Raw genomic sequence first — 6,932 nt, 5'->3', positions numbered from 1 at the left:
CCGGGAGGGCGGCTACGCGGGGGGGGGTGGAGGCGGGGGAGTTGGGGCCCACGATCCGCGGCGCGGATGGTGGGAGCGCCAGCGCGGATGCGCTGCCGCATACCCGGATTACTTGCCTGCGCGTGCGGAGTATTCGCCCGAGCGGGTGTCGACCTTGATGATTTCATCCTGGTTGACGAACAGCGGCACGCGGACCACCGCGCCGGTTTCCAGGGTGGCCGGCTTGCCGCCGCCGCCCGAGGTGTCGCCACGGACGCCCGGATCGGTTTCGGTGATCTTCAGTTCCACGAAGTTCGGCGGCTGCACGAAGATCGGCTCGCCGTTCCACAGGGTGACGATGCAGGACTCTTCGCCCTTCAGCCACTTCTCGGCGCCGCCCATGCCGGCCTTGGTGGCCTGCACCTGCTCGAAGGATTCCGGGTCCATGAAGTGCCAGAACTCGCCGTCGCTGTACATGAAGTCCATGTTGGTATCGACAACATCGGCCTTCTCCACGTCGTCGGTGGCCTTCATGGTCATTTCGACCACACGGCCCGACTTGATGAAGCGGTACTTCATGCGGGTGAAGGCCTGGCCCTTGCCCGGCTTGACGTATTCGGTCTCGGTGATGACCGCTGGTTCATTGTTGACCAGGATCTTCATCCCGTTCTTGACGTCGTTCATGCCAACAGTGGCCATGCTGAAACTCCTGAATGGGCAAACGCCGCGCAGGCGCGGCGAGCCGGATAGAATGGGAAATCCCACCGACACCGGTGGGGTGACTCGATATTTCTGACCCACATGATAACCGCAGGCCCCCATTCCATGCAGCTTTCCGCCATGCCCCTGGCCGCCCCCGTCCGCTGGCAGCAACGGTGGCGCGAGGCGATCCGCGACCCGCGCGAGCTGCTGCGGCAGCTGGGGCTGGATCCGGTGGCGCTGGGGGTCTCTGACGAGGCGGCCGGCCAGTTCGCGGTGCGCGTGCCGCAGGGCTTCGCGGCCCGGATGCGCCATGGCGACCGGCATGACCCCCTGCTCCGGCAGGTCCTGCCGATCACCGACGAATTGAAGGTCGTGCCCGGCTTCAGCCTGGATGCGGTGGGCGACGGCGCGGCCAAGAAGGCCACCGGGGTCATCCAGAAATACCGCGGCCGTGCCCTGCTGGTCACCACCGGCAGCTGCGCGATCAACTGCCGCTACTGCTTCCGCCGCCATTTCGACTACGGCGCCGAGAACGCGGCCCGCGAGGGCTGGCGCGATGCGGTCGACGCGATCGCGCAGGACCCGGACATCGACGAGGTGATCCTGTCCGGCGGCGACCCGCTGTCGCTGGCGACCCACAAGCTGGTGGAGCTGACCCAGGCCCTGAAGCAGATTCCGCACCTGCGCCGCCTGCGCATCCACAGCCGCCTGCCAGTGGTGCTGCCCGAACGCGTGGACGACGAGCTGGTGCAGTGGATCGCCTCGCTGCCGTGGCCGGTGGCGTTCGTGATCCATGCCAACCACGCCAATGAGTTCGACGCATCGGTGGACGCCGCGATGGCGCGCCTGCGCGCGGCCGGCGCCACCCTGCTCAACCAGGCGGTACTGCTGCGCGGGGTCAACGATTCGATCCAGGCGCTGCAGGCGTTGAGCGAGCGCAGTTTCGCGGCGGGCGTGCTGCCCTATTACCTGTACCAGGTGGACCGGGTCGAAGGCGTGGCCCATTTCGAAGTGGCCGACGACACCGCCAAGGACCTGCATGCACAGCTGACCGCACGCCTGTCCGGCTACCTGGTCCCCAAGCTGGTCCGCGAGATCTCCGGCGACAGCAGCAAGCGGCCGGTCTAGCGTCAGCTGCCCGATTCGAGCAGCTGCACCACCTCGGTCGCGCTGACCGGGTGGCTCAGCCAGTAGCCCTGGGCCAGGTCGCAGCCGCGCTGGGCCAGCAGATCGAACTGCACTTCCTGCTCGATACCTTCGGCCACCACGGTGATCCCCAGCGCATGGGCCATGGCGATGATCGCCGTGGTCAACGCCAGATCGTCCGGGTCACGCTGCATGTCGGCCACGAAGCTCTTGTCGATCTTGACCCCGTCCACCGGCACCTGGCGCAGATGGCTCAGGCCGGAGAAGCCGGTTCCGAAATCGTCCAGCCAGACCTTGACGCCGGTCCGGTGCAGCTTGTCCAGCAGCGCGGCAGCCAGCATTTCATCGCCGATCACGGCGGTTTCGGTCAGTTCCAGGTGCAGGCGCGACGCCGGCAGCCCGGTGTCGCGCAGGCACTCGGCGACCAGAGTCGGCAGCTCGCCGCCCCGCAGCTGGCGCGGTGACACGTTGACCGAGACGAACAGCCCTTCACCATCGGCGCCGGGTGGCCACTGCACCGCCTCGGTGCAGGCCGCGCGCAGCACCTTGGGGCCGATCACCTCGATCAGCCCACTCTGCTCGGCCACTTCGATGAACACCGAGGGCGGAATCGTGCCCAGGGTGGGGTGCCGCCAGCGCAGCAGTACCTCCACGCCGACCATGCGGCGGTCGCGGGTCCGGTAGATCGGCTGATAGGCCAGCCGCAGCTCGCCGCGCTCCCAGGCACCGCGCAGCTCCTGCTCCATGTGCACGCGGCGCTCGACCGCGTGATCCATGGCCCGGCTGTAGTAGCGGTAGCAGTTCTTGCCGGCCATCTTGGCCTGGTACATCGCGATGTCGCCGTTCTTGAGCAGCGTGGTGGCATCGGCGGCATCGTCCGGAAACAGGGTCACGCCGATCGAGGTGCCCAGGAACAACTCGCGGCCCTGCACCACCAGCGGCTTGCCCAGTTCACGCACGAGTATCTCGGCCAGCTCACGGGCCCCGGCGGGAACATCGCCGTCACCGATCAGGATCACGAACTCATCGCCACCGAAGCGCGCCAGCAGCGCCTCATCGCCGCCGGCCTGGGCCACCGCCGCGCTGATCCGCTGTGCGAACTGCAGCAAGGCCTCGTCACCGGCCTCGTGGCCCAGCGTGTCGTTGACGCGCTTGAAATCGTCCATGTCAGCGAACAGCAGCCCCAGCCGATGCCCGGAGGCCCGCGCCGCCATCAAGCGGTGATCCAGCGCCTCGCGGAAAGCCAGCCGGTTGGTCAGCCCGGTCAGGGCATCGGTATAGGCCATGTGCCGCACCTCACGGTCGTGCCGGGCAATTGCCTGGCTCATGCGACCGAACGCGCGCATCAGCTCACCGACCTCATCCTGGCGCCGGATCTCCGGCATCTGCAGGGTGTAATCGCCGGCCTCGATCTGGCGGGCGGCACCGGCCAGCCAGCGGATCGGCGTGACCAGGGTGCGCTGCACGTAGATGATCACCACCGCGCCGATTCCAACCAGCAGGCCGAGCATCAGCAGCAGCCAGCCCAGGTGCCGCTTGCCGACCTGCTGCAGGCGATCGCCCAGGGTCTGGTTGGCCTGCTGCTCCATGGCCTGCACATCGTCCAGCGCCATGCCCACGCGCACGCCGCCGATCCGCTGGTTGCCGATCATGATCGGCATCGCGTTGTCGAGCACCTTGGGCGACTGCTGCACCACCAGCGCGCGCGCGCCGGCCGCGCCCGCCGCGAGCGGATCGGTCATCGGCTGGCCAAACTCGAGCACGTCCACCGTGCCGTCGTGGATCAGCCTGCCGTTGTCATCGAATACCAGCACATAGCGCACCACCTGCTGCCGCGAGGTATTGCGTACCAGCGCGCCGACCTGCTCCAGGTCGTTGTAATAGAGCGGATTGGCCAGCGCATCGGACAGCTCCCGCGCCAGCGCTTCGCCACGGCTGCGCACACTGCGGTCGAACAGGTCATGGATGACCGTCCCGCTGAGGTGCTGCACCTCATCCTGCATCGTCGCCTGGCGCCCCAGCACCACGGCCACGATCGCCACCACGACCAGCATCGCGCCGCCCATCGCCAGCACGAAGCGGGCCTGCATTCCCGAACCCAAGCGACTCATTCCACTTCCATCCGCACGCGCGTCAAGCCTTGTTTCAATTCATCCAGCCGGTGCTGCATCTGCGCATCCACCCGGTGGAACCCGGACGTACCAAAAAATGTTTTCAATGCCGGCTGCGCCTGCGGATCCGATGCGGCATCCAGCAGCACCTGCTGCAACCGGTCGCGCACCTTCGGATCCAGGTCGTCACGCACCATTTCGACCGCACGCGGATACGGTTCGGTGCGATGGATGATGCGGAAATCGCGCAGGAAATTGGCCGGAATGCGCTTGGCATCGGACCAGTCCACGCTGCTCACCGCACCGGCATCGACCAGCCCCTTATGGACGAACGTGGCGATGTTCGATTCCGACCGGGCGAACACGTAACCCACCGTATCCGGCGCGGCGACATCGCCGATCGAGGCCAGGATTTCCGGCGTCTCGCCATGCTGCAGCAGGGTCATCACCGGCACCAGATACGCGCTGGTGGAGGCCACGTTCTGCAACGCCAGGGTGTGCCCACGCAGGTCTCCCAGCGTCTGGATGGGGCTGTCGCGGCGCACGAAAAACACGGTGTAGTAGTCGCGAACGCCGCTGCGCTCGGTCAGCAGCAGCGGCCTGGCGCCGCTGCGCAACCCCAGCGCGACGGCGGTACCGGAGGTCTCGGTCACCCAATCGACACGGCCGCGGCGCAGGTAACTGCCCATCTGCTGGGTATCGCGCGCCATCAGGATGCGGCCTTCGGTGATACCAACATCGTGCATGCGCGGAATCACGTAATCCAGCAGGGGCTGCAGTTGCGCATAGTGTGACCTGGGGTCGTCGCTGATCCGGCCCAGCACCAGCACTTGAGCGGGCCCGGCCCACACCGGGCCGGTCATCGCGACGATGGCCAGACACAGCACTACGCTCTGCAGCAGCCTTCGCAGTCCCGACAAGCCCATCACTCCCCCCAAGGAATCGAGACAGACTACCCGAAAAAATGAGAACTGCGTCAGCTTACAGGGGCTTATTGGTCGCCAATCTCGCCATGCGCTGTGCGTCGGAGAGGATGCCGCGCAGCAGGCGCACTTCCTGCTCGCTCAATTCGGTGCGCAGGAACAGGCGGCGCAGCTTGCGCATCGCCGATTCAGGGGCACGGCCCTTGTGGAAATCGATCTCATCCAAGGTGTCACCCAGCTGGCCGAACAGGCCTTCCACCTGGGCATGGCTGGCCGGCGCTTCGCCGAAGCCGGGGTCGGCCGGGGCGGCGGCCGGGGCATCGGCCGCGCCGAGAATGGCCATGCGCACTTCATAGGCCAGCACCTGGACGGCGGCGGCCAGATTCAATGAACTGAAGTCCGGGTTGGACGGAATATGGACGGCGGCGTGGCAGAGCTGCAGCTCTTCGTTGGTCAGGCCGGTGCGTTCACGGCCGAACACGAAGGCCACTTCGGCCGGCTCGGCCGCCTTGGCCAGCACGCGCTGGGCAGCCACGGCAGGCAGCAGCTCTTCCAGCTGGACCCGGCGCGAGCGGGCGGTACAGCCCAGCACGAACCGGCAGTCGGCCACGGCCTCGGCCAGGGTCGCCACGACCGGCGCGTCGCCGAGGACGTCTTCGGCACCGGCCGAGCGGCGGAAGGCCTCTTCATCCAGCGGTTTTTCCGGGGCGACCAGGACCAGGCGGCCCAGGCCCATGGTTTTCATGGCGCGTGCGGCCGCCCCCATGTTTCCGGGGTGCTGGGTGCCGACCAGGACAAAGCGGATGCGGGCGGGAGCGGTTTGAACGGACATGAACAGGCCAAATGCGAGCAGGACAGCGACAAATGGTAAACTGTGCGGCCGGCCTCTGCGCCGGGACCGCTCTTTTCCCCCGCCAAACCCCTACTCTGCCTTTACGGGAGCTTTTCGCCATGCAGAAACCCGCCGTCACCGTCATGGTCAAGGCCGCCCGCCTCGCCGGCAACGTCCTGTTGCGCAACATCAACAAGCTCGAGGCGTTGAACGTCGTGCAGAAGGGCCGCATGGACTATGCCAGTGAAGTCGATGCAGATGCGGAAAAGGTCATCGTCAAGGAACTCAAGCGCGCCTATCCCGAATACGGGATCATGGGTGAGGAAGGTGGCGTGCAGTCGGTCAACCGTTACATGTGGGTCATCGATCCGCTGGACGGCACCAGCAACTACCTGCGCGGCTTCCCGCATTACTGCGTGTCCATCGCCCTGGTCGAGAACGGTGAGCCGATCGACGCGGTGATCTTCGATCCGCTTCGCAATGAACTGTTCACCGCCAGCCGTGGTGCGGGCGCGGTGTTCAATGACCGTCGTATCCGGATTGCCGAGCGCAAGGATCTGGGCGGCGCGATGATCCATACCGGTTTTGCACCGCGTGAGCGCCAGCGCACGAGCGCGCAGCTGAAGGCGGTGGACGCACTGCTGGTACAGGCCGAAGACGTGCGCCGCACGGGTTCGGCGGCGCTGGATCTGGCCTATGTGGCCTGTGGCCGTGCCGATGCGTACTTCGAGGCCGGTGTGAAGGCCTGGGACATCGCCGCCGGTGTGCTGCTGGTCCGTGAGGCCGGTGGCCGTGTGTGCGATTTCAAGGGCGCGACCCCGGCCCGCATGGACAGCCGTGGTCCGGAAACCCAGCAGATCGTCGCGGGCAACGTGAAGATCAGCGATGCGCTGCAGAAGGTGCTGGTCAATACGGGCTACGCGGCGGAGTTCGACGCGAAGTTCTGATCGGGCTGGATCTGATCTGCAGGATGACGGCGCCTTCGGGCGCCGTTGTTGTATGTGGGCTGTCATCGTGCGCCGTTCTGGACGCGTCATAGCGAGCCTGGCTCGTCGTGCTTCGGTAGTGCCGACCGCTGGTCGGCTGCTGTTGAATGCTGGCAACGGTAACGGCAACGGCAGCGGCAGCGCTTCCATTGCTGAGGGCGAGAGGCCGGTGGGTAGCCTGGGCCAAGACGCGCCGTAAACCCATCCCTGGGGGCTCGTGGGCGCCCTCCATTGCGCCCTGACGGTCTTGGCC

General features: G+C 66.6%; 6 protein-coding genes. 2 read left to right on the top strand and 4 right to left on the bottom strand.

The annotated features are described in order from the left end of the window. Positions 1–108 precede the first annotated feature (108 nt). Positions 109–678: an elongation factor P gene (gene efp, locus QMX81_RS19910; protein ID WP_019182820.1), complete on the bottom strand. Its 570-nt coding sequence runs from the start codon at positions 676–678 to the stop codon at positions 109–111. Positions 679–804: 126 nt separating this feature from the next. Here efp and epmB point away from each other — a divergent pair, with 126 nt between their 5' ends. Further along, positions 805–1,809, top strand: coding sequence for an EF-P beta-lysylation protein EpmB (gene epmB / locus QMX81_RS19905; protein ID WP_282264091.1), 1,005 nt, complete (start codon positions 805–807; stop codon positions 1,807–1,809). Between the two features lie 2 nt (positions 1,810–1,811). Here the strand turns inward: epmB and QMX81_RS19900 are convergent, their stop codons facing one another. Genes QMX81_RS19900 through QMX81_RS19890 form a run of 3 tightly spaced genes read right to left on the bottom strand, consistent with a single transcriptional unit; the run spans position 1,812 to position 5,693 of the window. Continuing rightward, a complete protein-coding gene (locus QMX81_RS19900; protein ID WP_282264089.1) occupies positions 1,812–3,938 on the bottom strand; it encodes a GGDEF domain-containing phosphodiesterase in 2,127 nt (708 codons plus the stop codon). After that, the gene (locus QMX81_RS19895) at positions 3,935–4,867 is read right to left on the bottom strand and encodes a phosphate/phosphite/phosphonate ABC transporter substrate-binding protein (protein WP_121038235.1); all 933 of its coding nucleotides are present in this window, start codon (positions 4,865–4,867) and stop codon (positions 3,935–3,937) included. The genes QMX81_RS19900 and QMX81_RS19895 overlap by 4 nt, the downstream gene beginning before the upstream one ends. A 52-nt stretch (positions 4,868–4,919) precedes the next feature. Then, complete coding sequence (locus tag QMX81_RS19890; RefSeq protein WP_152153452.1) at positions 4,920–5,693, bottom strand: RNA methyltransferase; 774 nt, start codon at positions 5,691–5,693, stop codon at positions 4,920–4,922. Positions 5,694–5,812: 119 nt separating this feature from the next. Between QMX81_RS19890 and QMX81_RS19885 the strand changes: the two genes are divergently transcribed. Further along, on the top strand, positions 5,813–6,640 hold the full coding sequence (locus QMX81_RS19885; protein ID WP_019182815.1) for an inositol monophosphatase family protein: 828 nt from the start codon (positions 5,813–5,815) through the stop codon (positions 6,638–6,640). Positions 6,641–6,932 lie beyond the last annotated feature (292 nt).

This window comes from Stenotrophomonas sp. PS02301 (genome assembly GCF_029959485.1).
In the GTDB taxonomy this organism is placed as follows: Bacteria; Pseudomonadota; Gammaproteobacteria; order Xanthomonadales; family Xanthomonadaceae; genus Stenotrophomonas; species Stenotrophomonas maltophilia_Z.
Note: the sequence above shows the minus strand (reverse complement) of the source record. Positions and strands in the feature narration are given on the sequence as shown.

Bases quoted from the DNA above. Each gene is read 5' to 3' on its own strand.
- QMX81_RS19885 (WP_019182815.1), top strand. From the start codon at position 5,813: ATGCAGAAACCCGCCGTCACCGTCATGGTCAAGGCCGCCCGCCTCGCC.
- QMX81_RS19890 (WP_152153452.1), bottom strand. From the start codon at position 5,693: ATGTCCGTTCAAACCGCTCCCGCCCGCATCCGCTTTGTCCTGGTCGGC.
- epmB (WP_282264091.1), top strand. From the start codon at position 805: ATGCAGCTTTCCGCCATGCCCCTGGCCGCCCCCGTCCGCTGGCAGCAA.
- QMX81_RS19900 (WP_282264089.1), bottom strand. From the start codon at position 3,938: ATGAGTCGCTTGGGTTCGGGAATGCAGGCCCGCTTCGTGCTGGCGATG.
- efp (WP_019182820.1), bottom strand. From the start codon at position 678: ATGGCCACTGTTGGCATGAACGACGTCAAGAACGGGATGAAGATCCTG.